At 71.7% G+C, this 26,576-nt stretch carries 25 protein-coding genes and 1 riboswitch; of the genes, 15 read left to right on the top strand and 10 right to left on the bottom strand.

The features are described from left to right. Positions 1–68: 68 nt before the first annotated feature. A complete protein-coding gene (locus DMA15_RS05535; protein ID WP_125511532.1) occupies positions 69–1,277 on the bottom strand; it encodes an MFS transporter in 1,209 nt (402 codons plus the stop codon). Positions 1,278–1,373: 96 nt separating this feature from the next. Here DMA15_RS05535 and DMA15_RS05530 point away from each other — a divergent pair, with 96 nt between their 5' ends. Beyond that, entirely contained in the window at positions 1,374–2,528 is a 1,155-nt protein-coding gene (locus tag DMA15_RS05530) for an ROK family transcriptional regulator (RefSeq protein ID WP_125511531.1), read from the top strand. Positions 2,529–2,575: 47 nt separating this feature from the next. Here the strand turns inward: DMA15_RS05530 and DMA15_RS05525 are convergent, their stop codons facing one another. Then, complete coding sequence (locus tag DMA15_RS05525) at positions 2,576–3,307, bottom strand: NAD(P)H-binding protein (RefSeq protein WP_125511530.1); 732 nt, start codon at positions 3,305–3,307, stop codon at positions 2,576–2,578. Between the two features lie 111 nt (positions 3,308–3,418). Then, positions 3,419–5,749, bottom strand: a complete 2,331-nt coding sequence (locus DMA15_RS05520; protein ID WP_206302662.1) for a chitinase C-terminal domain-containing protein — start codon at positions 5,747–5,749, stop codon at positions 3,419–3,421. Between the two features lie 265 nt (positions 5,750–6,014). Next, a riboswitch (FMN riboswitch) is annotated at positions 6,015–6,145 on the top strand. A 221-nt stretch (positions 6,146–6,366) separates the two neighbouring features. Here DMA15_RS05520 and ribD point away from each other — a divergent pair. The 10 genes from ribD (at position 6,367) to DMA15_RS05470 (ending at position 14,901) form a co-directional block, all read left to right on the top strand. After that, a complete protein-coding gene (ribD, locus tag DMA15_RS05515; RefSeq protein ID WP_125517331.1) occupies positions 6,367–7,425 on the top strand; it encodes a bifunctional diaminohydroxyphosphoribosylaminopyrimidine deaminase/5-amino-6-(5-phosphoribosylamino)uracil reductase RibD in 1,059 nt (352 codons plus the stop codon). A gap of 1 nt (position 7,426) precedes the next feature. Further along, a complete protein-coding gene (locus DMA15_RS05510) occupies positions 7,427–8,065 on the top strand; it encodes a riboflavin synthase (protein ID WP_125511529.1) in 639 nt (212 codons plus the stop codon). Between the two features lie 44 nt (positions 8,066–8,109). After that, the gene (locus tag DMA15_RS05505) at positions 8,110–8,709 is read left to right on the top strand and encodes a nicotinamide mononucleotide transporter family protein (RefSeq protein WP_125517329.1); all 600 of its coding nucleotides are present in this window, start codon (positions 8,110–8,112) and stop codon (positions 8,707–8,709) included. Next, positions 8,706–10,004 carry a bifunctional 3,4-dihydroxy-2-butanone-4-phosphate synthase/GTP cyclohydrolase II gene (locus DMA15_RS05500; protein ID WP_125511528.1) on the top strand — a complete coding sequence of 433 codons (1,299 nt, stop codon included), beginning with the start codon at positions 8,706–8,708 and terminating at the stop codon, positions 10,002–10,004. The genes DMA15_RS05505 and DMA15_RS05500 overlap by 4 nt, the downstream gene beginning before the upstream one ends. A gap of 34 nt (positions 10,005–10,038) precedes the next feature. Beyond that, positions 10,039–10,524, top strand: coding sequence for a 6,7-dimethyl-8-ribityllumazine synthase (ribH, locus tag DMA15_RS05495; protein ID WP_125511527.1), 486 nt, complete (start codon positions 10,039–10,041; stop codon positions 10,522–10,524). Positions 10,525–10,559: 35 nt separating this feature from the next. Then, entirely contained in the window at positions 10,560–10,832 is a 273-nt protein-coding gene (locus DMA15_RS05490; RefSeq protein WP_125511526.1) for a phosphoribosyl-ATP diphosphatase, read from the top strand. Between the two features lie 55 nt (positions 10,833–10,887). Next, a complete protein-coding gene (hisG, locus tag DMA15_RS05485; protein ID WP_055526585.1) occupies positions 10,888–11,736 on the top strand; it encodes an ATP phosphoribosyltransferase in 849 nt (282 codons plus the stop codon). A 21-nt stretch (positions 11,737–11,757) separates the two neighbouring features. Next, positions 11,758–12,198, top strand: coding sequence for a PH domain-containing protein (locus DMA15_RS05480; RefSeq protein WP_125511525.1), 441 nt, complete (start codon positions 11,758–11,760; stop codon positions 12,196–12,198). 229 nt (positions 12,199–12,427) lie between these two features. Further along, positions 12,428–13,816, top strand: coding sequence for a hemolysin family protein (locus tag DMA15_RS05475; protein WP_125511524.1), 1,389 nt, complete (start codon positions 12,428–12,430; stop codon positions 13,814–13,816). Then, on the top strand, positions 13,813–14,901 hold the full coding sequence (locus tag DMA15_RS05470; RefSeq protein ID WP_125511523.1) for a hemolysin family protein: 1,089 nt from the start codon (positions 13,813–13,815) through the stop codon (positions 14,899–14,901). The genes DMA15_RS05475 and DMA15_RS05470 overlap by 4 nt, the downstream gene beginning before the upstream one ends. 44 nt (positions 14,902–14,945) lie before the next feature. Here the strand turns inward: DMA15_RS05470 and DMA15_RS05465 are convergent, their stop codons facing one another. Then, positions 14,946–16,955 carry an AAA family ATPase gene (locus tag DMA15_RS05465; RefSeq protein ID WP_240659685.1) on the bottom strand — a complete coding sequence of 670 codons (2,010 nt, stop codon included), beginning with the start codon at positions 16,953–16,955 and terminating at the stop codon, positions 14,946–14,948. A gap of 445 nt (positions 16,956–17,400) precedes the next feature. Then, positions 17,401–18,147, bottom strand: coding sequence for a hypothetical protein (locus DMA15_RS05460; protein WP_240659684.1), 747 nt, complete (start codon positions 18,145–18,147; stop codon positions 17,401–17,403). Between the two features lie 260 nt (positions 18,148–18,407). Here DMA15_RS05460 and DMA15_RS05450 point away from each other — a divergent pair, with 260 nt between their 5' ends. After that, positions 18,408–19,766 (top strand): peptidase C39 family protein, encoded by a 1,359-nt coding sequence (locus tag DMA15_RS05450; protein ID WP_125511520.1) that lies wholly within the window; start codon positions 18,408–18,410, stop codon positions 19,764–19,766. A gap of 148 nt (positions 19,767–19,914) precedes the next feature. Continuing rightward, on the top strand, positions 19,915–20,061 hold the full coding sequence (locus tag DMA15_RS05445; RefSeq protein WP_125511519.1) for an SCO1431 family membrane protein: 147 nt from the start codon (positions 19,915–19,917) through the stop codon (positions 20,059–20,061). Here DMA15_RS05445 and DMA15_RS05440 read toward each other — a convergent pair. The 3 genes from DMA15_RS05440 to DMA15_RS05430 form a co-directional block, all read right to left on the bottom strand. After that, a complete protein-coding gene (locus DMA15_RS05440; RefSeq protein WP_125511518.1) occupies positions 20,039–20,944 on the bottom strand; it encodes a hypothetical protein in 906 nt (301 codons plus the stop codon). The two genes, DMA15_RS05445 and DMA15_RS05440, sit on opposite strands and share 23 nt — an antisense overlap. A gap of 25 nt (positions 20,945–20,969) precedes the next feature. After that, positions 20,970–21,872, bottom strand: coding sequence for a DUF6114 domain-containing protein (locus tag DMA15_RS05435; RefSeq protein WP_125517325.1), 903 nt, complete (start codon positions 21,870–21,872; stop codon positions 20,970–20,972). 65 nt (positions 21,873–21,937) lie between these two features. Further along, positions 21,938–22,486 (bottom strand): DUF6230 family protein, encoded by a 549-nt coding sequence (locus tag DMA15_RS05430; RefSeq protein WP_240660161.1) that lies wholly within the window; start codon positions 22,484–22,486, stop codon positions 21,938–21,940. Positions 22,487–22,693: 207 nt separating this feature from the next. Between DMA15_RS05430 and DMA15_RS05425 the strand changes: the two genes are divergently transcribed. Beyond that, the gene (locus tag DMA15_RS05425) at positions 22,694–23,317 is read left to right on the top strand and encodes a TetR/AcrR family transcriptional regulator (RefSeq protein ID WP_125511516.1); all 624 of its coding nucleotides are present in this window, start codon (positions 22,694–22,696) and stop codon (positions 23,315–23,317) included. A 63-nt stretch (positions 23,318–23,380) separates the two neighbouring features. On the opposite strand, the gene DMA15_RS05420 is transcribed toward DMA15_RS05425, so the two are convergent. Beyond that, complete coding sequence (locus tag DMA15_RS05420) at positions 23,381–24,625, bottom strand: glycoside hydrolase family 18 protein (RefSeq protein ID WP_125511515.1); 1,245 nt, start codon at positions 24,623–24,625, stop codon at positions 23,381–23,383. Positions 24,626–24,983: 358 nt separating this feature from the next. On the opposite strand from DMA15_RS05420, the gene DMA15_RS05415 reads away from it, so the two are divergent. Further along, positions 24,984–26,156 carry an acyl-CoA dehydrogenase family protein gene (locus DMA15_RS05415; protein WP_125511514.1) on the top strand — a complete coding sequence of 391 codons (1,173 nt, stop codon included), beginning with the start codon at positions 24,984–24,986 and terminating at the stop codon, positions 26,154–26,156. Here DMA15_RS05415 and DMA15_RS37005 read toward each other — a convergent pair. Then, complete coding sequence (locus tag DMA15_RS37005) at positions 26,119–26,526, bottom strand: hypothetical protein (RefSeq protein ID WP_125511513.1); 408 nt, start codon at positions 26,524–26,526, stop codon at positions 26,119–26,121. The two genes, DMA15_RS05415 and DMA15_RS37005, sit on opposite strands and share 38 nt — an antisense overlap. Between the last annotated feature and the right edge of the window lie 50 nt (positions 26,527–26,576).

Here is a 26,576-nt window from a genome sequence, read left to right as displayed (position 1 = left end):
GTGCGCTGAACCGGGCCGCGGTGTCGTGGTGCGTGGCCCGAAATGATCGACGCCATGTTAGTGCGGCGTCAGCGCGACTTCTTCCCGGTCGGCTGGGGGCTCCCGGCCTGCGCCGCCTCGCGGCCGTCCGTGCGCAGCACGCCCGCGAAGACCGCGAGGCCGCAGGCGAGCAGCGTCACCAGGCCGAAGGAGGTCACCAGGCTCGTCGCGTCCGCCAGCGTGCCGATCGCGGACGGGGCGATCAGGCCCGAGGTGTACGTGATGGTGGCGACGCCCGCGATGGCCTGGCTGGGGTTCGGGCCGCTGCGCCCCGCCGCGGCGAAGGCGAGCGGCACCACGACCGCGATGCCGAGGCCGAGCAGCGCGAAGCCGCCCATGGCCATGACCGGGTGGGAGGCGAGGACCACGAGCAGGCCGCCGAGCGCCGCGAGCACCCCGCCGACGCGCACCGTGCGCACCGCCCCGAACCGGTTGACCACCGCGTCGCCCGCCAGCCGCGCGATCGCCATGGTGAGGGTGAAGCCGGTGGTGGACGCGGCGGCGACACCGGCCGACGTGTCGAGGACGTCCCGCAGATAGACCGCCGACCAGTCCAGGCTCGCGCCCTCCGCGAAGACCGCGCAGAAGCCGACCGCGCCGATGAGCAGCGCCGACTTGGGCGGCAGCGAGAAGCGCGGCGGAACCTCGTCGCCGGGCGCCGCCTGGAGGTCGAGTACGCCTTGGCAGGCGGCGAGGCCGAGCGCGGTCAGCGCGACGGCGGCGAGCGCGTGGTGCAGCCGGGCGTCGGAGCCGAGGTGGGCGGCGACCGTGCCCGCGGCCGAACCGATCAGGGCGCCGACGCTCCACATGCCGTGCAGCCCGGACATGATCGACTTCCGCATCCGGTTCTCGGTCTCGACGCCGAGCGCGTTCATCGCCACGTCCGACATGCCCGAGGTCGCGCCGTACACGAAGAGCGCCAGGCAGAGCGTGAGCAGGTTCGGGGCGAGCGACGGCAGGACGAGGGAGAGCGTCCACAGCGCGAGCAGCCCGCGCAGCGCGTTGCGCGCGCCGAGGCGGTGGCTGATCCGGCTCGCCAGCGGCATCGCGACGGAGGCGCCGATCGCCGGGAAGGCGAGGGCGAGACCGAGCATGCCCGCGCCGACCGAGGCGTGTTCCTGGATCCAGGGCACCCGGGTCGCGAAGGAACCGGTGACCGCGCCGTGCACACAGAACACCGCCGCGACGGCGACCCGCGCGCGCCGCAACCGGCCCTTGTCGTAGACCACTTCACTCATCCCGTTCCGCCCTCCCGGCGCGTGCCCCGATACGGCGACGTAAACTATCAGGAACCCTGCCTGATAAATAGAAGCACTCTGTGGAAGGATCGCGGCATGCCTGCCTCACCGAGTACCGCTCGGGCCCTCAACGACCGGCTCGCGCTGGGCCTCCTGCAGAGCGAAGGTCCCCTGACCGCCAACCAGTTGAAGCAGCTCACCGGACTCTCACGGCCCTCGGTCGCCGACCTCGTCGAGCGCCTCCAGGACTGCGGGCTCATCACCGTCGTCGGCGAGGCGGGTGCCCAGCGGCGCGGCCCGAACGCCCGGCTCTACGGCATCGTCGCCGCCCGCGCGCACCTCGCCGCGCTCGACGTACGCACCGACAGCGTCTCCGTGGTGGTGACCGATCTGCTCGGCGCGGTCCTCGCCGAGGCCTCGGCGCCCGTCGGCGGCGACACCGGGCCCGCGGTGGAGCGCGCCGTCACGCTCGTCGAGCGCGCCGCGCGGGACGGCGGCGCCCAGCGGCTGCACACCATCGGCGTCGGCGCGCCCGGCCTCATCGACCCCGCCACCGGCGACCTGCACGACACGACCTCGCTGCCGGCCTGGCACCGCCGTCTCCCCGGCGCCCTCCAGGAGCGGCTCGGCGCGCGGGTCCTGGTGGAGAACGAGACCAACCTCGCGGCCCGCGCCGAACAGCGGGACGGCGCCGCCCACGACCGGGACACGTTCGTGCTGCTCTGGCTCGGTGAGGGGGTGGGCGCGGCCGTCGTGCTCGACGGGGCGCTGCGCAGGGGGGCCTCCGGGGGCACGGGCGAGATCGGCTTCCTGCCGGTGCCGGGCACCGGCGGGCTGCCCTCCGCCACCGGCTGCGAGGGCGGCTTCCACTCGCTGGCCTGCGCCGCGGCCCTGCGCGGACTCGGCGCGGAGCACGGGCTGCTGAAGCCGGACATGTCCGCCGCCGATGTCGTGCGGCACGCGGTGGAGGCGGGGGAGGGCGCCTTCCTGGACGCCGTCGCGGACCGCGTCGCCGTCGGTGCCGCCGCGATGGCCGCGATCCTGGACCCCGGCTGTGTCGTTCTCGGCGGCGAGGTGGGCCGCGCGGGCGGTGCCGCGCTCGCCGACCGCGTCACGGAGCGCATCGCCGCCATGTCGCCCCTGCGTACGGAGGTGCGCGCGAGCGCGCTCGGCGGCTCGGCGGTCTCGCGCGGCGCGCTGCTCGCCGCCAGGGACGCGGCCCAGGACGAACTCTTCGGGCCGCGCCCCTGAGTTCGGGCGTTCAGGCCTTGCTTACCGCCGGGCCAGGAACACCTCGGTCACCGCCGCGCCAGGAACTCCTCGAACGTGCCCTTCCCCACGGCCTGTTCGGGCGTGAGGTGGCCGCCCGCGCGCAGCGCGCGGTACGTCTTGCCCGCGAGGCGCACCGGAAGCACCGGGCGCCGCCTGCCGGTCGCCCGCAGGTAGGCGCGGGCCAGGTCGGTGAAGGTGCGGACCTCGGGGCCGCCCATGTCGGCGACCCGTCCGGCCGGGGGAGCGGTCGCCAGCTCCGCGAGGCGCTCCGCGACCTCGCCGACATCGATGGGCTGGTCGCTGACGCCCGAGGGCGACACCAGCACGGGAAGCCGGGCCGCCGTGTCGAGCAACTTCAGGACCAGGTCGTGGAATTGCGTGGTCCGCAGCACGGTCCAGCCGAGTCCGGATTCCTCGATCAGCTGCTCCACGGCGAGCTTCGCCTTGTAGTAGCCGAGCGGCACCCGGTCGACGCCGACGATGGAGATGTAGACCAGGTGCGCGACTCCGGCCTTCCGGGCCGCCTCGATCAGGTGCCGTGCCGCCTGTTCGTCGCCGCCGCGCGGAGTGCTCGCGCAGTGCACGACCACCTCCACGCCCTCGACGGCCGCGTCCAGGCCGGTGCCCTCGCGCAGATCGACCGCGTACGGCTGCGAGTGGCGGCTGAGCGCCCGCACCTCGTGTCCGGCCGAGCGCAGCCGCTCGGTCACGACGCGGCCGAGAGTTCCGGTGCCGCCGGTCACCAGGATCGTGGTCATCACAGGGCTCCTTCGCGGGCGGGGAAGCGGGGGCCGCTCCCCACCCGGCTCAGGAGGGGGCGGCCCCCGGAATTGTGACATCCCATTCCGGTCCGGGCCCGCAGGGGAGGATCAGCAGGCGCCGAGGTCCTGCCACACGCCCCACTGGCCACCGGCGCCGGGCTCCTCGCCCTTCGTCCACCACTTGGCCTTCCAGGTGTGCGACTTGTGGGAGACGGTCGTCCCGGATCCGTACTCGGACGACGAACTCCACGCGGGCGCCGTGCACTTGCCCGGCTCCGGCGGGTCCGTCGGCCCGGGCGGGTCGGTCGGACCCGTGCCCGTGCCCGGCTCGACGACCGTGGTGCCGCGCGCCAGGTCACCGGCGAGCGCGTACGTCGTGCCGCTGACGTTCACCGTCCAGTTCGACGGGGTCGACACCGGCAGGTAGTAGTTGAAGGAGAGGTCCACGGAGGCCCCGGGCGCCAGCGACTGCCAGGCGGGCAGCTTCAGCGAGACCCGGTGGAAGTCGCCCTTCAGGCCGCCCACGTTGCTGCCCGTGTGGTCGCTGCTGATGACCTTCGTACCGAAGCCGGACTGGTCGGACGCGTTGCCCGGCGCCGAGGTGGAGTAGTCGAACTGGAACTCCGTGCCGCCCGGCAGCGCCGTCTTCGTGTTGTTGGTGATCTTCAGCTTGGGCGTGATCGGGTAGTTGGAGTCGCCGAGCTTGAAGTCGCCGAACTCCACGCCGATGTCGAGGGCCTTGGCCGGCATCTCCCTGTTCGCGACCTTCGCGCCGTACGGCTTGGCGGTCTTGAACTTGTCGTACATCAGAGAGGTGAGCGTGTCGCCGATCTCGTACTGGCCCTTGGCGGCGTTCCAGTCGTAGTCCCCGGCCATCTCCCAGACCATGGTGCCGCCGATGCCCCGGTCGACGACGTAGTCGGCCTTCTTCGCCACCGACTCCTCGTCCTCCGTGGACAGGAAGACCTTCTTCTCCGCGTTCCACAGCCACGGCGCGACCAGCGAGGAGCTGTACTTGCGGGCGTAGGTGCCGGTCAGCTTGGTGTCCGCCGAGAAGCCGTACTTGGTGACGTAGTCGCCGACGATGCCCTTCTCCAGGTTCTTGGCGTGCCACATCGGGTTGGAGCCCGCCGGGGACTCCTTGCCGTTGTCGTCCTTGTCGTGCCACAGGTTGTCGATGCCGACCGCGCCGTCACCGCACTTGGTCAGCCCGGAACCGGCCGGACAGCTGCTCGCCGCCGCCTTGCCCCACAGCCCGTCGGTGCCGCCCTGCACGTTCTTGTGGCCGCGCGTGTAGTACGGAAGCCCGATGTTGATGCGCCCGGCGGGCATCGAGCCGCGGAAGTAGTGGTACGCCCAGTCGGTGTTCAGATAGCCGACGCCGCCGTACTGCTGGCTGCCGTAGACGCCGGCCGCGGCCAGTTCGGCGTCCTTGCCGTCGTCGAAGAGCGAGGCGTTCGGGCCGACGTACTCGTTCCAGGCGCCGTGCAGGTCGTACGACATGATGTTGACGTAGTCCAGGTACTTCTGGACCTGGAAGGTCTCCATGCCGCGCAGCAGATAGCCGGAGGAGGGGGCCGCCACGGTGAGCATGTAGTGCTTGCCGTCGGCCGCGCCCGCCCTGTCGAGCTTCTCGCGCAGGGACTTCATCAGCGCCGCGTAGCCCTTGACCAGGCCGCCGCGCCGGGCGTTGGAGATCGGGAAGTCGGCGGGGTGCCCCGCGTCCTTCATCGAGGTCGGGTACTCGTAGTCGATGTCGACGCCGTTGAAGCCGTACTTCTTGATGAAGCTGACCGCGGAGTCGGCGAAGGTGTCGATGCCCGCGTGGTTCACCGAGCCGTCGGCGTTGGTCGCCATCGAGTAGAAGCCGCCGGAGCCGACGCGCTTGCCCTCGTCGTCGAAGTAGCCGCCGGTCTCGGCCCAGCCGCCCACGGAGATCAGCGTCTTGACGTTCGGATGCTTCTTCTTGAACTTGTTGAGCAGGTTGAAGTGGCCCTTGTAGGGGAGCGCGGGGTCCATCTCGGCGCCCGCGACGCCCGGCCAGGTCATCCCGGTGGCGGCGTTCTTCTCGCCGTCCGAGCCGACGGAGAGCTTGTTGCCCTTGTCGATGTGCCCGAAGGCGTAGTTGACGTGGGTGACCTTCTCCCACGGGATGTCGGAGGCGAGGTAGGCGGGCTCGCCGTTCTTGCCCGTGCGCCAGCCGGTGAAGTAGCCGATGACGCGCCGCTGGTGGTCGGCGCCCATCTTCTCGCGGCCCTCGCTGTCGTAGACCGAACAGTAGGGAACGTCGACCCCGGGCGTCCGGTAGAGGCCGTCGGGGCGGCAGGAGGCGTTGTCGGCGGCGTGCGAGGCGCCGGTGGAGACCATGCTGAGCAGCAGTCCGGCGACGGCGGCGCCGGTCGCGAACAGCGCGGGTCTCGCGCGATCGAGGGATGGCAAGGGGTCCTCCAGGGGCGGCTGGTACGCGGACGGGCGGAACAACACAGCTGGCACAGATGTGGATCGTTCGGGGGCCCGGTGTGCGCACACCGCAGGCTCCGGCTCCTGGGAGGTGACGCAGAGATTAAAAGGACTAGACCAGTGCGTCAACAGGTCTGGACCAAGATGTTGAAGAAATGATTGAAAGGGAATGTTGTGAGCCAGCCCACAGTCATCGCCCGCATGGCCGTCGATCAGGCGTGGCAGACTGGCCTCGTACCAGAAGCAGCGCACTCCGGGGTCGGTGTAATTCCGAACCGGCGGTTATAGTCCGCGACCCGGCCGCCTCCAGCGGCCGGTTGACCAGGTGAAATTCCTGGACCGACGGTGAAAGTCCGGATGGGAGGCAGTGCGCGGCGGGCGGGCATCTTCGTATGCGTGCCGCCGTAATGGCTTGTTCCTGGCCTCGGTCAGGGGTGGTTCCTGGGATGCGTTTTCCCGGGGGACAGGTCTCATTTCGGCGTCGGCGCGTCTCCAGGTGCCGCTGCCCGTACGTGTCGTCTCATCGACAGCCCCGGAGTCCGTGCCCGAAGAGGCAGGAGGACCCGGTGGCCACCGCCGTAGCCGAAGCAGCCGCCATGCGGCGCGCCATCACGCTGGCCGCGCTCGGTCTCGGAGCCACGAGCCCCAACCCCGTCGTCGGCTGCGTCATCCTCGATGCCTCCGGCGAGGTCGTCGGCGAAGGCTGGCACCAGCGCGCGGGCGGCCCGCACGCCGAGGTCAACGCCCTGCGCGCGGCGGGCGACAAGGCGCGTGGCGGCACCGCCCTCGTCACCCTGGAGCCCTGCAACCACACCGGCCGCACCGGCCCCTGCGCCCAGGCCCTCATCGACGCCGGTGTCGCCCGCGTCGTCTACGCGGTCGGCGACCCGAACCCCACCGCGACCGGCGGCGCGCAGACCCTCCGCACCGCCGGGATCTCCGTCGAAGCGGGCCTCCTGGAGGCCGAGGCCGCCGAGGGGAACGCCGCCTGGCTCACCTCGGTGCGACTCGGCCGCCCCCACGTCACCTGGAAGTACGCGGCCACGCTCGACGGCCGGATCGCCGCCGCCGACGGCACAAGCCGCTGGATCACCTCCGCCGACTCCCGCGCCGACGTCCACCGGCTGCGCGCCGAGTGCGACGCCGTCGTCGTCGGCTCCGGCACCCAGCGCGCCGACGACCCGCACCTCGCCGTGCGCGGGATCGAGGGGGCCGTCCAGCCGCTGCGGGTCGTCGTCGACACGAACGGCACCGCCGTCACGCCCGGCGCCCGCGTCCTGGACGACGCGGCGCCGACACTGATCGCCGTCGCCGGCGACGCCACACCCGCGTACGAGGCCGAAGAGATGGTCCGGCTCCCGCGCGCGGAGCGGGGGCTGGACATTCCGGCCCTCCTTGAGGTGCTCCACGCGCGTGGGGTGCGTTCCGTGCTCCTCGAAGGCGGCCCGACACTCGCCGGTGCCTTCGTCGCCGCCGGGGCCGTCGACCGCGTCATCGCCTACCTCGCCCCCGTCCTGCTGGGCGCGGGCCCCGCCGCCCTGACCGGCGGCGGAATCACGACCATCACCGAAGCGTTGCGGCTCGACGTGAGCGAGACCGTCCGCATCGGACCCGACCTGCGCGTCACCGCGACCCTCGTAGCGAAGGAGCACTGAAGTGTTCACCGGAATCGTCGAAGAGCTGGGCGAGATCACCGCCGTCGAGAACCTCCCCGACGCGTCCCGGTTCCGCCTGCGCGGCCCCGTGGTCACCGAGGGCGCCAAGCACGGCGACTCCATCGCGGTCAACGGCGTATGCCTGACGGTCGTGGAGCACGAGGGCGACGAGTTCACCGCCGACGTGATGGCGGAGACCCTGAACCGCTCGAGCCTCGGCGCGCTCACCGTCGGCTCCCGCGTCAACCTGGAGCGGCCCACCTCGGTCGGCGCGCGCCTGGGCGGACACATCGTGCAGGGGCACGTCGACGGTACGGGCGAGATCGTGGAGCGCAAGCCCTCCGAGAACTGGGAGATCGTGAAGGTCTCCCTCCCCGCCGACCTCTCCCGCTACGTCGTGGAGAAGGGCTCCATCACCGTCGACGGCGTCAGCCTCACCGTCGTCGACGCGGGCCCCGACCACTTCACCATCAGCTTGATCCCCACCACGCTCGCGCTGACCACGCTCGGCCTCAAGCAGCCCGGCGACCCGGTCAACCTCGAGGTCGACATCATCGCCAAGTACGTGGAGCGCCTCCTCGGCGACCGCGCCCAGGCACCGGCCCCCGTCGACGCCCCGGTTCAGGAGGCCACCAAGTGAACTGGCTCAACGCCGAGGCCTTCACCGCCTTCGACCAGCACATCATGTGGTCCGACATGATCGGCAACACCATCGGCCTCATCGCCCTCGCGCTCGGCTGGCGGCGCTCGATATGGACCTGGCCCGCCCAGTTCCTCTCCGGCGTCATCCTCGTCGCCGCCTACGCCTCCGCGGAGCTGTCCGGCGGCGTCGGCAAGCAGTTCCTCGTCATCGGCGTCGCGCTGTGGGGCTGGCGCCAGTGGACGCGCGGCAAGCAGCAGGCGCAGGACGGCTCCATCGCCATCCGGTTCGCGAGCTGGAAGGAGCGGGGGATCCTGCTCGCCGGCACGGCCGTCGGCACGCTCGCGGTCGGCGCCCTGTTCACCGCCGTGCCCTCGCTCTCCTGGAACCCCTGGCCGGACGCCTACATCTTCGTCGGCACGCTCGCCGCGATGGTCGCCCAGGCCCGCGGCCTCGTCGAGTTCTGGTTCGCCTGGCTCCTCGTCGACCTGGTCGGTGTGCCGCTCGCCTTCAGCAGCGGCCTCGCCTTCTCCGGTCTCGTGTACGTCGTCTACCTCGCCCTCGTCCTGTGGGGCATGCGCGACTGGTGGCTGCGCTCCCGCGCGGCGGCCTCTCAGCCCGTCATGGAAGGAGCCCCGGCATGACCGCGGCATCCATTTGGTACAGCACCGCCCACGACGAGGACGTCTCGGACCTCTCCCTCGACCCCGTCGAGCAGGCGATCCGCGACATCGCCGCGGGCCGCCCCGTCGTGGTCGTCGACGACGAGGACCGGGAGAACGAGGGCGACCTCGTCGTCGCCGCCGAGAAGGCCACCCCCGAGATCGTCGCCTTCATGATGAGCGAGTGCCGCGGCCTGATCTGCGCGCCCATGGAGGCCGACGAACTCGACCGGCTGCGCCTGCCGCAGATGGTCGAGAACAACACCGAGTCGATGAGCACGGCCTTCACCGTCTCCGTCGACGCCTCGGCCGCGCACGGCGTGAGCACCGGCATCTCCGCCGCCGACCGCGCCACCACGCTCCAGCTCCTCGCGGGCGGCGCGGCCACGGCCGACGACTTCGTGCGCCCCGGCCACATCTTCCCGCTGCGCGCCCGCTCCGGCGGCGTGCTCGCCCGCAACGGCCACACCGAGGCCGCCGTCGACCTCGCCCGCCTCGCGGGCCTGCGCCCCGCCGGTGCCATCGTGGAGATCGCCGGCGAGGACGGCAGGATGCTGCGCCTGCCGGAGCTGATCCCCTTCGCCCGCAAGCACGGCCTGACGATCATCTCCATCGAGGACCTGATCGCCTACCGCCGCTCCGCCGAGCCCACCGTCCGCCGCGAGGCCGAGGTCAGGCTGCCCACCGCCTTCGGCGACTTCACCGCCTACGGCTACCGCTCGACCGTCGACGGCGTCGAGCACGTCGCCCTCGTCCACGGCGACGTCGGCGAGGGCGAAGAGGTCCTGGCCCGGCTCCACTCCGAGTGCCTGACCGGCGACGTCTTCCACTCCCTGCGCTGCGACTGCGGCCCGCAGCTGGAGGAGTCCATGCGGCGCATCACCGAGGAGGGCCGCGGCGTCGTCGTCTACCTCCGCGGCCACGAGGGACGCGGCATCGGCCTGCTCTCCAAGCTGCGCGCGTACGAACTCCAGGAGCGCGGCAGCGACACCCTCGACGCCAACCTGGAGCTGGGGCTCCCCGCCGACGCCCGGGACTACGGCGCGGGCGCGCGGATCCTGGACGACCTCGGCGTCCGCAGCGTACGGCTGATGACCAACAACCCCGACAAGGTCGACGCCGTCCTGCGGCACGGCCTGCGGGTCACCGCACGCGAGCCCATGCCCGTCCAGGCGGGCGAGCACAACCTCCGCTACCTGCGCACCAAGCGGGACCGGATGGGCCACGACCTGCCCTGGCTCGACGCCCCCGGCGTCTCCGCCTGCGGCAACCAGTAACCACCCCGCAACCACCACACCGAAGGAGAAGCGCGTGAGCGGCAAGGGCGCACCCGAACTGAGCGTGAAGAACTGCGGCGACCTGCGGGTCGCGGTGATCGCCGCCCAGTGGCACGAGAAGGTCATGGACGGCCTCGTCGACGGCGCCCTGCGCGCCCTGGGCGAGCTGGGCATCAGTGAGCCGACCGTCCTGCGCGTGCCGGGCAGCTTCGAGCTGCCGGTCGTCGCCAAGGTCCTCGCGGGCCGCGGCTACGACGCGATCGTGGCGCTCGGCGTCGTCATCCGCGGCGGCACCCCGCACTTCGAGTACGTGTGCCAGGGCGTCACCCAGGGCCTCACCCAGGTCTCCGTGGACACCGGGGTCCCCGTCGGCTTCGGCGTACTGACCTGCGACACCGAGGAGCAGGCCCTGGACCGCGCGGGCATCGAGGGCTCCCGCGAGGACAAGGGGCACGAAGCGGTCACCGCGGCCGTGGCCACCGCGACCACGCTCCGTACCGTCTCCGAACCCTGGCGCTGAGCGGCGCCGCCCGGCCGCGTAGAGTGAACGGCATCATGTCCAAGAAGACTTTCGAGCAGCTCTTCACCGAGCTGCAGCACAAGGCCGCCAACGGCGACCCAGCGACCTCCCGCACCGCCGAGCTGGTCGGCAAGGGCGTCCATGCCATCGGCAAGAAGGTCGTCGAGGAGGCCGCCGAGGTCTGGATGGCCGCCGAGCACGAGGGCAAGGAAGCCGCCGCCGAGGAGATCTCACAGCTCCTCTACCACGTGCAGGTGATGATGGTCGCCCGCGGCATCTCCCTCGACGACGTCTACGCCCACCTCTGAGCCGTACGTCAGCCAAGCCCGCTCAACCCCCCTTCACGCAAAGGAATCCGACCTCATGCTGCGCATCGCCGTCCCCAACAAGGGTTCACTGTCCGGACCTGCGTCGGCGATGCTCCATGAGGCCGGATACCAGCAGCGCAAGGAGTCCAAGGAACTCGTCCTCGTCGACCCCGAGAACGAGGTCGAGTTCTTCTACCTGCGCCCCAAGGACATCGCGATCTACGTCTCGGCCGGCCGGCTCGACATCGGCATCACCGGCCAGGACCTGCTGGTCGACTCCGGTGCCGACGCCGAGGTGATCCTGCCGCTCGGCTTCGCACGCTCCACCTTCCGCTTCGCCGCCAAGCCCGGCACGGCCACCGGCATCGAGGACCTCGCGGGCAAGACCGTCGCGACCTCCTACGAGGGCATCGTCGCCAAGCACCTGGCGAACAGCGGGGTCGACGCCTCCGTGGTCCACCTCGACGGCGCCGTCGAGACCGCCATCGAGCTGGGCGTCGCCCAGGTCATCGCCGACGTCGTGGAGACCGGCACCTCCCTGCGCAACGCGGGCCTGGAGGTCTTCGGCGAGCCGATCATGAAGTCCGAGGCGGTCGTCATCCGGCGCACCGGCGCCGACGGCGACGACCCGAAGGTGCAGCAGTTCCTCCGCCGCCTCCAGGGCGTCCTCGTCGCCAGGTCGTACGTGATGATGGACTACGACTGCCGCGCCGAGCACCTGGAGCGGGCCGTCGCCCTCACCCCGGGCCTCGAATCGCCCACGATCTCCCCGCTGCACAACGAGGGCTGGGTGGCCGTGCGCTCCATGGTTCCCGCCAAGGAGGCGCAGCGCGTCATGGACGACCTGTACGCCCTCGGCGCGCGGGCCATCCTGACCACCGCCATCCACGCCTGCCGTCTCTGAACCGGCCGGAGCCCGCACCCCATGTCTGACCTTCCCGCCCTGCCCGTCACCTTCCGCCCCAAGCGGACCCGGGTCGTCATGCTCACCGCGGGCGCCGCGATGTTCGTGGTCCTCACGGTGATCGCCCTGCTGCTCCCCAAGCTCAGCCCGGGGGAGCGGGCCAGCTTCGTCTTCACCGGCGCGCTGCTCTTCGGCGTGCTCATGCTGCTCAGCAGGCCGAAGGTGGTCGCCGACGACTCCGGCGTGACCGTCGTCAACATCGCGACGAGCCGGCGTCTGGCCTGGGCGGAGATCGTCCAGGTCACCCTCCGCCCCGGCGACCCCTGGGTCTTCCTGAACCTCAGCGACGGCACCAGCCTGCCCGCCCTCGGCATCCAGCCCGGTATCGCCAGGCAGCAGGCCATCGCCGACTCCCAGGCGCTGCGCGCGCTCGTCGACGCCCGCACCCCGCTCGGGGAGTGACGCCGCCCGCGGCACCCGCTGCTCCTTCCGCGCGACGCCTTGACGTTCTGATTAATCTGGTGGCGGGGCACGCAAGGTGTGCCGCCCCGCCCCTGACGGGCCCGCCCGGCCCCCGGGGGCCCCTGCTACCCGAGGAGTGACTCCCTCCGGCGATGGACGGATCGTCCTGTAGTACCTGCGCCGCCCCCGCCCGGCATTCCGGGACCCACGCGACCTGGGAGGCGGCGGCATGACAGTCCCCCTCCTGCTCCTCGGGGCGGCATTCCTGCTCATTCTCGCCAACGGCTTCTTCGTGGCGGCCGAGTTCGGCCTCGTCACCGTGGAGCGGCCCGACGCGGAGATGGCCGCGGCCGACGGCGACCGCCGCGCCCGCACGGTCGTCAGTGCCCTCAAGGAGCTGTCCTTCCAGCTCTCCGGCACCCAGCTCGGCATCACCCTCACCTCGCTCGTCGTCGGCATGCTCGCCGAACCGGCCCTCGCGCACCTGCTCGCGGGCCCGTTCACGGCGATCGGCGTCCCCGAAGGCGCCGTCGGCGGTGTCTCCGTGGTCGTCGGCATGCTGCTCGCGTCCGCCGTGCAGATGGTCATCGGTGAACTGGTGCCCAAGAACTGGGCGGTGTCCAGACCGCTCCAGGTCGCACGGTTCGTCGCGGGCCCGCAGCACGCCTTCTCGCGGCTCTTCCGGCCGGTGATCGCCCTCCTGAACGCCACGGCCAACCACCTGGTGCGCGCCCTCGGCGTCGAGCCCGCCGAGGAGCTGGCCTCGGCCCGCACCCCCGGCGAACTGGTCTCCCTGGCCCGGCACTCGGCGCAGGCCGGCGCCCTGGAGCAGCGCACCGCCGACCTGTTCGTACGCACCCTCTCCCTCGGCGACCTGACCGCGCAGCACGTCATGACGCCGCGCGTGAAGGTCAGCGCGCTGCAGACGTCGGCGACCGCCGAGGACGTGGTCAACCTGACGCGCGCCACCGGCCTGTCCCGCTTCCCCGTCTACCGCGAGCGGATCGACGAGATCGTCGGCATGGTCCACCTCAAGGACGCCCTCGCGGTCCCCGCGCACGACCGGCTGCGCACCCCCGTGAGCCGCATCGCGCAGTCCCCGCTCCTGGTCCCCCAGACGCTTCCCGTGCAGCCCCTCCTGGCGCGGCTGCGCAGCGAGCAGCCCATCGCCGTCGTCGTCGACGAGTACGGCGGCACCGCAGGGGTCGTGACCCTGGAGGACATCGTCGAGGAACTCGTCGGCGAGGTGCGCGACGAGCACGACCTGCTGGACGTGCCCGAGCTGTGCGCCGCGCCGTCCGAGGACGGCAGGCCCGCGTGGGACGCCGACGGGGGCTGCCGCGTCGACAGCCTGCGCCGCATAGGACTCGACGTACCCGAAGGGCCCTACGAAACCGTCGCGGGCCTCGTCGCCGACCTGCTCGGGCGCATCCCGGCCCCCGGCGACCGGGCCGAACTGCCGGGCTGGCGGCTCTCGGTGCGCCAGGTCGGGCACAACCGCGCCGAGCGGGTCAGGATCGCCATGACCGGGTCCGCCCCGCATGGGGCCGCCATGACCGGGGCCGCCGTGACGGCGGACGCCCCGGCCCCCGTAGCCGCCGCGGAGGCACTGCGATGAGCCTGCTCCAACTCCTCTTCGCCTTGCTGCTGGTGCTTGCCAACGGCTTCTTCGTCGGTGCCGAGTTCGCCCTCGTCTCCGTGCGCCGCAGCCAGATCGAGCCCCTGGGCACCAAGCGGGCCCGGCAGGTGCTCTACGGCCTCGAACACCTGCCGCAGATGATGGCGGCCGCCCAGTTCGGCATCACCGTCTGCTCCTTGACGCTCGGCGCTGTCGCCGAACCGACCGTCGCGCATCTTCTGGAGCCGGTGTTCCACGCGGTCCGTCTCCCCGAGGGCATGATCCACCCCCTCGGCTATGTGATCGCGCTCGCCGTCGTCGTCTTCCTGCACCTCGTCGTCGGCGAGATGCTTCCGAAGAACCTCGCGATGGCGGCCCCCGAGAAGACCGCGCTCTGGTTCAGCCCGGGGCTTGTCGCCTTCGCCCGGCTGTGCCGGCCGGTGACGGTCGCGCTCGGGGCGTGCGCGCGGATGGTCCTGAGGCTCTTCCGGGTCGAGCCCAAGGACGAGGTGGAGGCGGTCTTCACCAGCGAACAGCTCAACCGCCTCGTGGAGGACTCCGGCCAGGCGGGACTGCTCGACCCCGAGGAGCAGGAGCGCCTGGAGGACGCCCTTGAGCTGGGCTCGCGCCCGGTCACCGACGTACTCCTCGACCGCGCGGCGCTGGTGACCGTGGACGCCTCGGTCACCCCGGGCCAGGTCATCGGTCTCACCGGGCGCACCGGCTACTCCCGCTTCCCGATCCGCGCGGAGAACGGCGCCTTCATGGGCTACCTCCACGTGAAGGACGTACTGGATCTGGAGGAGACCGACCGGGCCGTGCCGCAGCAGGTGTGGCGGCCGATGACCACGCTGCGGGCGGAGCTGCCGCTGGACGACGCGCTGACGGTGATGCGCCGTGCCGCGACGCACCTGGCGCAGGTCGCCGACGCGTCGGGCAAGGTGCTCGGCCTGGTCGCCCTGGAGGACGTACTGGAACTCCTGGTCGGCGAGGTCCGCGACCCGGCGCACCGCGTCGCGCTGCCGCGCAGGGCCCAGGAGAACAGGGGCACGCACGGAAGCCGGGACGGCGCGCTGGTCAGCTGAGCGGCGGACCGGCCGAACGAAGGGCCGCGGGACCGCGCCCGGGCTCAGCTCCCCGGCGTGTCCTGCGGCCCCCGTCCCGAGAGCACCTCGCCGTACGCCTGCATCAGATCCGGCAGCCGCAGCGTCGACAGGTCCTCGCGCCCCGGCTCGCCGGGGTAGCCGGAGAGCCGCAGATCGCGGTAGGCGCAGCTCTTCTCGTAGAGCGTGCGCAGGAAGCGGCCGTTGCCCAGCTCGTCGATCCACGCCTGGTCGACGACGTGCCCGCTGATGGAGCGCAGCTCCTCGAGCGCCTCCTCGTCCCACACGTCGCCGTTGTCGGCGGCCAGCACCTCGCCGATCGCGGTCAGTTCGAGGGGGCGGTACGAGGGGAAGTCGACGCGTGTCGTGAAGCGCGAGGAGAGTCCGGGGTTGGCGGCGAGCAGCCGGTCCATGCCCTCGGGGTAGCCCGCGAGGATCACCACGAGGTGGTCGCGGTTGTCCTCGGCCCGCTTGAGGAGCACCTGAAGCGCCTCGTCGCCGTAGGCGTCGCCCTTGCCGTAGCCGGAGTTGGAGAGGGAGTAGGCCTCGTCGACGAAGAGGACACCGCCGATCGCCGAGTCGATCAGCTCGTTGGCCTTCACGGCCGTCTGGCCCAGGTACTCGCCGACGAGATCGGCGCGCTGCGCCTCGACCAGGTGGTCGCCGCCGAGCAGCCCGAGCGCGTAGAAGACCCGGCCGAGGATGCGGGCCACGGTGGTCTTGCCGGTGCCCGAGGGGCCCGAGAAGACGAAGTGCCGTTTCGGCGGTTGTACGGGCAGGCCCTGCGCGGCCCGCAGGCGTGCCATGTTCAGCTGCGCGGAGAGCGCCTTGACCTGGCGTTTCACCGGCTCCATGCCCACCATGCACTCCAGCTCGGAGAGCGCGGCCTCAAGGAGGGCGGGGTCGGTGGGGCCGGGAGGCGGCTGTGCGGGGCTCGGCTTGATCGGGATGATCGCCTTCTCGCGGACGGCGTCGGCCTCGGAGCGGCCCGCCGCGCCGCTCTGTCCGGCCGGGCCGGTCTGTCCTGACGTGCCGCTCTGTCCGGCCGCGCCGCTCTGCCCTGACGTGCCGGTCTGACCCGGCGGGCCGGTCTGACCCGGCGGGCCGCCGGGCCCGGGAGGGATGCCGCCCGGCGGCAGCTGGGGGTCGGTGACCTTCACGTCGCGGCCCTCGGTGCCGAAGAGCACGTCGATGCCGTCGGGACCCTCCAGCACGTCCTGGCCCCCGCCCGCCAGGCTGATCGCGGCGGCCAGATCGGCCGCTTCGTCATAGCCGTCGCCCTCGGCGATCGCGGCGAGCCGCGCCGAGGTGTCCATGAACGAGGCGTCGACCCGGTGGACCGCCCGGTACAGCGGCAGGGCCGCCGCCGAGCGTCCGGTGCCCTCGTGCGCGCGGGCCAGCCAGTAGCGCAGCTCCTTGCGCTGGGGCTGCTCGCTGCGGCACCGCATCAGGGCGGCGGAGAGCAGCGGCTCGGCCTGCCCGTACATCTCCAGGCGCACCCGGGCCATGCCGCCGAAGAGGCCGGCCTCGATGCCGAGCATCGGGTCGTCGATCAGGGGGTCCGTGTGCCGCACCAACTGCTCCCAGTCCTTGACCAGGTAGGAGCGGCAGGCGTGCAGGAAGCGCACCTGCGGGTCGGCGTCGACCGGCGGCAGGCCCGCGAGCGCCCGGTCGAGCTCCGGGACGTGGCGGCCGTCCAGCCAGTGCGAGGCGTGCGCGAGCAGCAGATCGCGTGTGCTCTCCAGGACGGGCTGGACCCACCAGCCCAGCCAGTACCAGGAGTTGAGGGGGCGGCGGTGCCGTGCGCGCTGCTCCCCGAACCTGTCCCGGTGCTGGAACATCCGCAGCAGCGCCGTCGTGGTGTCGACGCGCAGCGCGTGCAGCCCGAGCCAGCCGTCGGCCATCCCGGGGTCCATCCGTACCGCCGAACGGAACTCCTCCTCCGCCTGCGGATAGGCGCCCATCGTGTAGGCGTCGACACCCCTCAGCCAGGCGAGGTCGGCCGGGGCGGGTGAGCCCACCGCGTCGAAGTCCATCGCGTCCCCCACAAACCGTGCCCCCGTTTGCGTGCCACCGGGCCGGTGCCCGTCGGCCACTTCGCTGAACCGCCGTGCTGCGGACGGGAGTTGACTCGGCGCGCAGAGCAGCCGTCCGAAAAAGGCGCACCGTTAGGCATCGTACCTGCGGGGGAGCGGTCGGCCGTAGGGTGCGACGCCGGCGGATCGGCCGGGAAGGGCCCTCGGGCAGCGGGTCCGATGGTGACCGAGGGTAAGCGAATGGCGGCTCGCAGCGGCCGAAAATGAGGCCCTGAGGGCAGAACGAAGCCCCCGATCACGGGGGAACAACCGGGGGCTTCGCGTCTGCGGGCGGTCTCGGAAGGCCGCACATTCAGAACGTAAGTCCTGTAAGGCCCCTGGGTCAAGCGGAGTTGGGGCACTCATGAAAACTCCCCGGGCCAACTGGAAGCTGTTTTCCAGGGGTTCAGCGGACCGCCGATGAACCATCACCCTGCGTGACGAATTGGGTTCCGACTGGCGTCCCACTGGGTCCCGGTCGCACCTCATATCCCTCTGGGCACTGCCGCACCAAAAGGTCGGCGAAGGGGCGCGAAGGGTCCTCGGCGAAGTGCCGGAGTTCCGCCGGTTCCCACTCGTCCCAGAAGTCCCGCTGGACCGTCCCGTCCCGTCGGCGCCCCCGCCGCCATGCCTCCTCGCGCGGCACATCCATCCACAGCACGGCCGCGAGGTGCGCCCGCAGCGCGCGGCGGCCCGCGCCGACCCCTTCGACGATCACCACGGGCGCGGGCGGCAGACTCCGCTCGGCCGGGCCGAAACGGCGCTCGTTCCAGTCGTACGGGGCATGGCGCGCCGTTTCGCCGCGCGAGAGCGGCGCGATGACCTGGTGGTCCAACCGGTCCGTCCAGTCGAACAGCTCCTCGTGGCTCGCGATGTCGTCGAGCCGCAGGACCGGCGCGCCGCCCAGCGCCTCGGCGAGGCACCGCGCGAACGTCGACTTGCCCGAGCCCGCGTGCCCGTCCACGGCGACCAGCCGGACGGGGCCGCAGGACGGCGGCAGCCCGCGCAGGGCGTCGGCGAGGCGGGGGAGCGGGGTCCGGTGGAGCGGGGGCCGGGGGGTGCGCGGGGCGCGCGGGTCAGGGGTCATCATCGGCAAGCGTACGACCGGCGGCGGCGTGCGGAAGCAGGTGTTCCGCGCGCCGCCGCTGGTCATGCCAGTGGTTGAGGCCAATATTGACGCGCGCGGCGGTGCCCGAAGCGCTGGCAGAAGTCGGCCGGGACCGGCCATAGTTGGCCCACTTCCGCGCACCTGTTCCGACCCGTTCCGGATCCCGCCGGAAACCACGTCGACTGGGGGTCCCCCTGATGGACCGAGCTGACCGACCCGACCGTTCCGTCCGCCCCGACCGTTCCGACAGAGCAGACCGAGCAGACCGAGCAGACCGAGCAGACCGGCGAGACCGAGCAGACGGCATGTCCCGCAGAACCGTGCTCGGCACCGCCGCCGCGGTGGCGGCCCTCGCGGCGACCGCGGGCCCCGCCCTGGCCGCGGGGGGCACCTCGTCCCCGCGCCGCGCGAAGCCGCGCGCGGACCGCCCCGTGGACAACCGCTTCTGGACCTCGTGCGCGGACTGGCGCACCGGCACCGCCGAGGGCACCGCGGTCGTCTCCGCGGCCCGCGCCGGCCTGCGCATCGCGAAGCCCGCGGGCCGAGCCGACTACGCCGACCCCCACACGGGCACGGTCGCCACCTGGGAGTACGCCCGGTGGACCTCGCCCACGCACCGTTCCACCGTCCCCGCGACGGAACTGATCGCCTCCTGGAACGCGCGCACCCCGGCCGGCACCTGGATCCAGATCGAGCTGCGCGGCACGTACGCGGACGGGACGACGAGCCCCTGGTACGTGATGGGCCGCTGGGCCTCGGGAGACGACAAGGAGGCCGACATCCGGCGGACCTCCGTCGACGACCAGAGCGACGGCAAGTCGACGGTGTGGACGGACACGCTCGCCCTGGACGACGCGGAGGCGGGCCCGCGCGTCACCTCGTACCAGCTGCGTGTGACGCTGTACCGCAGGCCGGGCGCGACCGTGACGCCCACGGTCTGGCGGCTCGGCGCGATGGCCTCCGCGGTGCCCGACCGCTTCCAGGTCCCCGCCTCGGAGCCGGGCCTCACCAAAGAGCTGACGGTCCCGCGCTACTCGCAGGAGACCCACATCGGCCAGTACCCGGAGTACGACAACGGCGGCGAGGCCTGGTGCAGCCCCACCTCCTCGCAGATGATCATCGAGTACTGGGGCCGGAGGCCCACCCCCGAGGACCTGGCCTGGGTCGACCCCTCCTACGCCGACCCGCAGGTGTGCCACGCGGCCCGCTTCACCTTCGACTACCAGTACAACGGCTGCGGCAACTGGCCCTTCAACGCGGCGTACGCGGCGACGTACAAGGACCTCCAGGGCGTCGTGACCCGCCTCGCCTCGCTGACCGAGCTGGAGTCGCTGATCGCCGCGGGCATCCCGGCCATAACGTCCCAGTCCTTCCTCAAGGAGGAGCTGACGGGCGCGGGGTACGGCACGGCGGGCCACCTCATGACCGTCATCGGCTTCACCGCGGACGGCGACGTCATCGCCAACGATCCGGCGTCGCCCAGCAACGAGGCGGTGCGCCGCGTCTACAAGCGGCGCGAGTGGGAGAACATCTGGCTGCGCACCAAGCGCTACAACGCCACCGGCAAGGTCGTCTCCGGCACCGGCGGCGTCTGCTACCTGTACTTCCCCACCCGGCTCTCCGCGCGCCAACGTGAGGCACTGGCGGCCGTGGGAATCCGCTGAGCCGAGCCGAGGGCCCCCTCCCGCACCGGAGAGGAGGGGGCTCCGGTACGGGGTGACCAAGCTCTCCCCCACAAGGAGGTTTCAGGCTGGCATGGTGGAGGGGTTCCCCGGGGGGACACCACTGCCAGTCGAACTTCAGTGAGAAGACATGACCGCTACCTCTGCCACCGCCGTTCGCGTCCGGGCCCGCACCGGCGGACCCAAGGAAGACGGGCCGAACCTTCTGGAGCACCTCGCGGGCTGGACGCTCGTCGTGGTCCTCGCGATGCTCGTCACCCAGGCCGGTCTGCTGTGACCCGGCTCTCGTAGCCACCGTCCGCACCGGCCCGCCAGTGCCGGTGCGGGACGCCCACCAGGCCGTACAGCCGGCGCACCGGCGACCGCCGGTGCAGCAGGGTGAACCCCGCCACCACCGCGAACAGCGGCAGGCCGACCCAGCCGCCGACCAGGCGCACCAGCACGCTCGCGAGGAGCGCGCCGGCGAACGGCAGGCCGTGGACCCCGGCGGCCGCGATGGCGATGCCGAGGATCCGCGGCACCGCGCGGTCCTCGTCGGCGCCCGGCAGCGACCAGCCCTCCATGAGCCAGCCGATCTCGGTCATCAGCATGGTGCCGATCACCGCGGCCCCGAAGAGCAGCAGCGCCAGGAACGTGCCGGACGTCAGGAAGTCCAGTACGTGATTGACCACGCTCTCCCTCGGCCAGCGGGCGAAGTCCGCCGCGCCGGGTGACAGGAAACGCTCGTACCCCCGGCCGTCCCAGCCGTGGATCAGCGTCCCGAACAGCAGGAAGTACCCGCCCACGCACTGCAGGTACGCCCAGTAGCCCGCGCCCACCAGCACCAGCGCCTGCGCCACGAGGAACCCGATGATCGCGGCGACCGGGATCCCGCCCGCGTAGAAGAGCACGAACCCCGCCCACACGCCCTCGTGGCCGTCCGCGACGTGCATGGTCGCCCAGGCGGGGTTCTGCCACAGCAGGAAGAGGCCGGTCGGCACCATCAGGACGGCGGCGAAGAGCGCGGTCAGCGCCAGATACGGATTGGCGGCCCGGCCGCGGGTGCGCGGCCCCTCGCCCGCGTTGATCCGCTCCCACACCTGCAACTGCCGCCCCGCGGAGAGCGCGAACGTCGCGCCGACCGCGTACGCCCAGAAGAGGGCGGCCTGGATCTGGATCATGCCGAGGCCCTTCCGGCCGCGCCCCTCACGTCGAGGCCTTGAGGGAGAGCCCGCCCGCCACGATCGAGTCCGAGGTGACCAGGGCCTGTTCGGCGCTCACGTCCGTCATGAAGACGAACGGCGGCACGACGGGCGGCACCGGCAGCTTGTCGGGGGTGAAGGTCAGGCAGAGCAGGCCTTCGAGGCAGCCCTTGAACTTGGTCAGATAGAGCGTGACCGAGCCGCTCAGGTCCAACGTGTCGGCGCCCAGGGCCAGTTCCCCGCCCCCGTCCCGCGTCTTCAGCCTGTAGTCGGTGAGCGAGGCGGCCTTCATCCGCAGCACCATGACCTTCAACGGCCCGTCCGCGGTGGGGATCTCGGTGACGCCCGCCAGGATGAAGCCCTTCGGGGCGAAGAGCGTGGTGGTGATGGTCGGCGGGGTCCTCGGCGCCACGATCGACTCCGAGGGCGCCGCCTCGGCCGGACTCCCGTTCACGATCCCGGCGACGATCACCACGGGCAGCAGCACCGCGAGCGTCCGCGTGCCCTGCCCGTCCCGCACCTTCGGCCGCGCGGGATCCTCCTCGGCCTCCTCGGGCACCGGCGTCCAGCCGAAGCCCATGGCGCTGCCCGCGATGCCGAGGAGCATGCCGACGAGGAACCCGCCCAGGTTGGTGGCGGCGAACGAGAGCACCGAGAGGATCAGGGCGTTGAGGCTCACGTAGTGGTGCGTGTGCGGCAGGAACCACAGGAAGAGCCCCGCCACGACCAGCGCGATCCCGATGCCGACCGCCGCGATCCCGCCGAGCCCGAGGCTCACCAGGACCGTCAGCGGCGAGAGCGGCACCAGCAGCAGCTCGGCGCCGCCGAGGATCAGCAGCAGCCCGCCCCAGAACGGCCGGGTCCGCCGCCATCTGCGGACGGTCCGGCGCTGCTGAGGCCAGGGCAGCCGCCGGTCGAGCCAGCCGCCGCCGTCCTTGCGGAAGGCTCTGACACCGCCCCTGCCGCCGCCGGTCAGAAGCACTTCTTGCCGCCGAGGCTGACGTCGACCCGCATGCCCTTGAGCCGGAAGTTGCCGCCGGTCGCCGACCAGGCGTTCGACTTCACCCCGGAGACGGTGATGTCCCCGGCCTGGAGCCCGAACTTGCCCCGCTCGCCCTTGACCCCGGGCACCTCGTCGAGCGTCGAGGCGTCCCGGCCGATCTCCGCGGTGCCGAAGCGGGCGTCGCCGACCAGGTCCTCGCCGTCGATGACGAGATTGCTGGCGGTGACATTGCCCGCGTCGCCGCCCGCGGTCAGCTTGAACACCACCTTGCCGAGCGGGGTCTTGACCTCGGCGGCCTGGCAGATGTCGGTCAGGGTGGCGTCACCGATCCCGAGGAGCGCCACGGGGTGCCCCTTGCCGTCGATGTCCCGGTCGGTCTGGACGTACGAGGACAGGCCCTCGCTGGTCAGCTTGCCCGAGGAGACCTGGAAGCTGGTGCCCGAGACGGCGAAGGACGCGGCGAGCGCGCCCTCGGCCATCACGGAGGCCATCACACCGACGGCAAGGACCGCCGGCATGGCCACCACGGCCGTCTTCTTCCAGGAGGTTCTGCCCTCGCGTAACGCGTCGCGTGCTGCGCTCACTGTCTTCCTCCCGTACGTCGTTCCGCGTCGTCAAGCGTGCGTAAGGGGAGTGCGGGAAAGCTCCTCGGCGGCCGAACCGGCCGGTGGCGCGGTTCTGCCATACTGCGGACAATCCGAGGCAGTTGGAGACTAGGGCCGGAATTGAATAATAGTCAACAGCGCGGTACCGACCGCTCCGCGGCACGGCGCGCCGAACTCATCACCATCGGCCGGAAGTTGTTCGCCGACACCTCCTACGACGCCCTGTCGATGGACGACATCGCGAAGCAGGCGGGCGTCGCCAAAGGGCTGATCTACTACTACTTCAAGTCCAAGCGCGGCTACTACCTCGCGATCATCGAGGACTCCGTCGCCGACCTCGTCGCGCGCGCCGGACGCCACGACGACCTCCCGCCCGCGGACCGCGTGCAGCGCACCATCGACGGCTATCTGCGCTATGCCGAGCACCACCAGGCGGCCTACCGCGCGATCATCAGCGGCGGTGTCGGCTTCGACGCCGAGGTGCAGGCGATACGGGACGGCGTGCGCGAGGCGGTGATCGCGACGATCGCCGAAGTGACGTACGGCCGCAAGGACATCCCGCGCCTGGCGCGGACCGCGCTGCTCGGCTGGCTGTGCAGCGTCGAGGGCGTCACGCTCGACTGGATCGGCCACCGCGCGCTGGCGCGCGAGACGGTCCGCGACCTGCTCGTGCGCACGCTCGGGGACACGCTGCGCGTCATTGAGGAGTTCGAGCCGTCGTACCCGGCGCCGTCGCGCCCCTGAAGCGGCGCACGCGTAAGGGGCGGGAGCCGACCGGCCCCCGCCCCACTTCACGTACGGACGACGTCAGTTGATGGCCTTGATCAGCTCACCGTTGGCCGTGTCGCCGCTCAGCTCCCAGAAGAACGTGCCGCCTAGGCCCGCCTGGTTCTTGTAGTTCATCTTCCCCGCGATGGTCGCCGGGGTGTCGTAGCTCCACCAGTTGTTCCCGCAGTGCGCGTATGCCGTCCCGCCGACCGTGCCGTTCGCCGGGCACTTGGTCTTGAGCACCTTGTAGTCGTCGATGCCCTGCTCGTACTTGCCCGCGGCGGGCCCGGTCGCCGTGCCGCCGGGCGCCTTCTGGGTGACGCCCGTCCAGCCGCGGCCGTAGAAGCCGATGCCGAGCAGCAGCTTCTGCGACGGGATGCCGAGACCCTTGAGCTTCTTGATGGTGGCGTCGGAGTTGTACGAGGGCTTCGGGATGCCGCTGTAGGAGGTGAGCGGCGAGTGCGGGGCGGTCGGGCCCTTCGCGTCCCAGGCGCCGAAGTAGTCGTACGTCATCGGGTTGTACCAGTTGACGTACTGCGCGGCGCCCGCGTAGTCGGCGGCGTCGATCTTGCCGCCCGCCGAGGCGTCCGCGGGGATCGCCGCGGTCACCAGATTGCCGGTGCCGAACTTCGCGCGGACCGCGGCCATCAGGTTCTTGTACGCCGCGCGCCCGCTGGTGTCGCAGGTCAGACCGCAGGCGTTGGGGTACTCCCAGTCGATGTCGATGCCGTCGAAGACATCGGCCCACTTGGAGTTCTCGACCAGGTCGTAGCAGGACTTGGCGAAGGCCTCGGGGTTCTTCGCGGCCTCGGTGAACCCGCCCGACCAGGTCCAGCCGCCGAAGGACCACAGCACCTTGAGGTCCGGGTGCTTCTTCTTCAGCTTGCGCAGCTGGTTGAAGTTGCCGCGCAGGGGCTGGTCCCAGGTGTCGGCCACGCCGTCCACGGACTGGTCGGCGGTGTAGGCCTTGTCGGTCGCCGCGTAGGCGTCGCCCATCGCGCACTTGCCGCCCTGGACGTTGCCGAAGGCGTAGTTGATGTGCGTGAGCTTGTTGGCCGAGCCGGACGTCTCGATGTTCTTGACGTGGTAGTTCCGGTCGTAGACGCCCCATTCGGTGAAGTATCCGACGACCTTGGAACCGGCGGCGGCCTCCGTCGTGGGGGCCTTGTCCTGCTCGGCGGCGGCGCTGCCGGCGCCCGCGAGCAGGCCCGCGCCGAGGACGGCGCAGCAGGCGGTGGCGATGACGGCCCGGAGGCCGGCGCGGGGGGAGTGCGGTCTGAGCATCGTGTCTCCTCGTGGGGGGAAACAGGGAGGGGGAAGTGGTGCCGAGGACCTGCTGACGCCCTGCCCATGCGCTTGGCATGAACGCGGTAAGACGTTGCGGGGAAGAGTAGGAGGACTAGACCAGTACGGTCAATGGTTCGTACCAATCCCGCCTCCTGGTGACGATCTCGGATATCTTTCGAGTAAGCGGTCGTTAACTAGTGACTGGGGTACCGCCGATCGGGCATACTCAACGCGCCGCAGCCGCTGGTCAGCCGCTTCCGTGACCCGGAAAGAGACCCTGGCTCGGCATCGTTTCCGGCGTCGCCGCCTCACCCTGCGCGGGCGTCCGCCGTAGCCCCACAGGGAGGAGAGCGTCATGCCCGACCACGCCCCGCAGCCGGTGGATCGTCAGCTGCCGACGGATGAGGCCAGGGATCTGCTCTCGCTCGTCCGGGACATCGTCCACCGCGAGATCGCCCCGAAGGCGGCCGAGGAAGAGGAAGCCGGCCGCTTCCCGCGCGAGATCTTCACCCTCCTCTCCGAGGCCGGCCTGCTCGGCCTCGCGTACGACTCCGAGTTCGGCGGCGGCGACCAGCCCTACGAGGTCTACCTCCAGGTCCTGGAGGAGCTGGCCGCCGCGCGGCTGACCGTCGGCCTCGGCGTCAGTGTCCACTCGCTGTCCTGCCACGCGCTCGCCGGGTACGGCACCAAGGAGCAGCAGACCGAACACCTGCCCGCCATGCTGGGCGGCGGTCTGCTGGGCGCGTACTGCCTCTCGGAGCCCGCGTCCGGCTCGGACGCCGCGTCCCTGCGCACGAAGGCCGTGCGCGACGGCGACTACTGGGTCATCGACGGCACCAAGGCCTGGATCACGCACGGCGGAGTCGCCGACTTCTACACCGTGCTCGCCCGCACCGGCGGCGAGGGCGCCCGGGGCGTCACGGCCTTCCTGGTGCCGGGCGACGCCGAGGGGCTGAGCGCCGCGGTGCCGGAGAAGAAGATGGGCATGAAGGGCTCGCCCACCGCCCAGGTCCACTTCGACGGCGTACGCATCCCCGACTCCCGCCGCATCGGGGACGAGGGCCAGGGCTTCGCCATCGCGCTCTCCGCGCTCGACTCGGGGCGGCTCGGCATCGCGGCCTGCGCCATCGGGGTGGCCCAGGCGGCGCTGGACGAGGCGCTCGCGTACGCCACCGAACGGCGCCAGTTCGGCCGGCCGATCGCGGACTTCCAGGGTCTTCGCTTCATGCTCGCCGACATGGCGACGCAGATCGAGGCGGGCCGGGCGCTCTATCTGTCGGCGGCCAGGCTGCGCGACACCGGGCGTCCGTTCGCCAAGCAGGCGGCCATGGCCAAGCTGCTGTGCACGGACGCGGCGATGAAGGTGACGACGGACGCCGTGCAGGTCCTCGGGGGCTATGGCTACACGGCGGACTTCCCCGTGGAGCGCCTCATGCGTGAGGCCAAGGTGCTGCAGATCGTCGAGGGCACCAATCAGATCCAGCGCATGGTCATCGCCCGTCACCTCGCGGGTCCCGAGACGCGCTGAACTGCCCGCGGGGCGGTGCCATGAGCCGGGCCCACTCGGGGTCGTGCCGCCCGGGCAGCGTCCGGCCCCGGTCGGCCCAGTGGCTGATCATGGCGCGGTAGATCGGCGGGTCCTGGAGGTGGGGCTGTGGCGGTTGGTACGTCTGCTGCGGCTGCTGCTGGTACGCCTGCTGGGGCTGCGGATATGTCTGCTGCGGCTGCTGGTACGTGGTCTGCTGCGGGGGCGGCTGGTAGGCAGGGGGCCGACGAGGCTGCTGGTAGGGCGGCTGGTACGGCTGCTGGTGGGGCTGCTGCTGCGTGTGCTGGTGCGTCTGCTGGTGTGGCTCGGCCTGCTGAGGACGTGGGGGAACCGATTCTGCGGAGGCGGGCACCGTCACCAGCGTGCGCCTTCGGCGGCCGCTGGGGGCGTGTGGGGGGCCCA

The organism is Streptomyces sp. WAC 01529 (genome assembly GCF_003945545.1).
GTDB lineage: Bacteria > Actinomycetota > Actinomycetes > Streptomycetales > Streptomycetaceae > Streptomyces > Streptomyces anatolicus.
The sequence above is the reverse complement of the archived record's forward strand: the minus strand, read 5'-3'. Positions and strand labels throughout refer to the sequence as shown.

Bases quoted from the DNA above. Each gene is read 5' to 3' on its own strand.
- DMA15_RS05530 (WP_125511531.1), top strand. From the start codon at position 1,374: ATGCCTGCCTCACCGAGTACCGCTCGGGCCCTCAACGACCGGCTCGCG.
- DMA15_RS05475 (WP_125511524.1), top strand. From the start codon at position 12,428: ATGACAGTCCCCCTCCTGCTCCTCGGGGCGGCATTCCTGCTCATTCTC.
- DMA15_RS05500 (WP_125511528.1), top strand. From the start codon at position 8,706: ATGACCGCGGCATCCATTTGGTACAGCACCGCCCACGACGAGGACGTC.
- DMA15_RS05430 (WP_240660161.1), bottom strand. From the start codon at position 22,486: ATGCCGGCGGTCCTTGCCGTCGGTGTGATGGCCTCCGTGATGGCCGAG.
- DMA15_RS05440 (WP_125511518.1), bottom strand. From the start codon at position 20,944: ATGATCCAGATCCAGGCCGCCCTCTTCTGGGCGTACGCGGTCGGCGCG.
- DMA15_RS05445 (WP_125511519.1), top strand. From the start codon at position 19,915: ATGACCGCTACCTCTGCCACCGCCGTTCGCGTCCGGGCCCGCACCGGC.
- DMA15_RS05460 (WP_240659684.1), bottom strand. From the start codon at position 18,147: ATGACCAGCGGCGGCGCGCGGAACACCTGCTTCCGCACGCCGCCGCCG.
- DMA15_RS05525 (WP_125511530.1), bottom strand. From the start codon at position 3,307: ATGACCACGATCCTGGTGACCGGCGGCACCGGAACTCTCGGCCGCGTC.
- DMA15_RS05465 (WP_240659685.1), bottom strand. From the start codon at position 16,955: ATGGACTTCGACGCGGTGGGCTCACCCGCCCCGGCCGACCTCGCCTGG.
- DMA15_RS05490 (WP_125511526.1), top strand. From the start codon at position 10,560: ATGTCCAAGAAGACTTTCGAGCAGCTCTTCACCGAGCTGCAGCACAAG.
- ribD (WP_125517331.1), top strand. From the start codon at position 6,367: ATGCGGCGCGCCATCACGCTGGCCGCGCTCGGTCTCGGAGCCACGAGC.
- DMA15_RS05450 (WP_125511520.1), top strand. From the start codon at position 18,408: ATGTCCCGCAGAACCGTGCTCGGCACCGCCGCCGCGGTGGCGGCCCTC.
- hisG (WP_055526585.1), top strand. From the start codon at position 10,888: ATGCTGCGCATCGCCGTCCCCAACAAGGGTTCACTGTCCGGACCTGCG.
- DMA15_RS05535 (WP_125511532.1), bottom strand. From the start codon at position 1,277: ATGAGTGAAGTGGTCTACGACAAGGGCCGGTTGCGGCGCGCGCGGGTC.
- DMA15_RS05505 (WP_125517329.1), top strand. From the start codon at position 8,110: ATGTGGTCCGACATGATCGGCAACACCATCGGCCTCATCGCCCTCGCG.
- DMA15_RS05415 (WP_125511514.1), top strand. From the start codon at position 24,984: ATGCCCGACCACGCCCCGCAGCCGGTGGATCGTCAGCTGCCGACGGAT.
- DMA15_RS05480 (WP_125511525.1), top strand. From the start codon at position 11,758: ATGTCTGACCTTCCCGCCCTGCCCGTCACCTTCCGCCCCAAGCGGACC.
- DMA15_RS05420 (WP_125511515.1), bottom strand. From the start codon at position 24,625: ATGCTCAGACCGCACTCCCCCCGCGCCGGCCTCCGGGCCGTCATCGCC.
- DMA15_RS05470 (WP_125511523.1), top strand. From the start codon at position 13,813: ATGAGCCTGCTCCAACTCCTCTTCGCCTTGCTGCTGGTGCTTGCCAAC.